Raw genomic sequence first — 302 nt, 5'->3', positions numbered from 1 at the left:
GTAGGCGGTGACGGCGCCGGCGGCGTCGGTGGCCGTCTCCAGCTGCCCGTGCTGGTCGTAGGCGCGGGAGACAGCCTTCCCGTCGGGGTAGGCGACCGAGGCCAGCCGGCCCTCGCCGTCATAGCGATAGGTGATGAGGGTGGCCTTCTTGGCGTCCGCGTCGTCGCGGGCGCCTTCCCACACCCCGGTGACCCGGTTCAGGCCGTCGTACTCGGTCTGCCGGACCGTGGTGGCCCCGTCGGCGTCGGTGACCGCGGAGGAGAGGCGCAGCCCGGTGTCCCCGTCGTAGGCGTGGACGGTGC

Annotated in this window: 1 protein-coding gene; it reads right to left on the bottom strand. The window is 73.5% G+C overall.

All coding sequences use genetic code 11. The features are described 5' to 3' along the window. Positions 1-302 (bottom strand): RHS repeat domain-containing protein (locus tag IF89_RS40045; protein ID WP_043195104.1); only part of this gene is annotated, 302 nt, incomplete at both ends.

The sequence above is a fragment of the Streptomyces sp. NRRL F-2664 genome (genome assembly GCF_000719345.1).
GTDB lineage: Bacteria > Actinomycetota > Actinomycetes > Streptomycetales > Streptomycetaceae > Streptomyces.
This window is presented reverse-complemented; position numbering and strand designations above follow the sequence as displayed.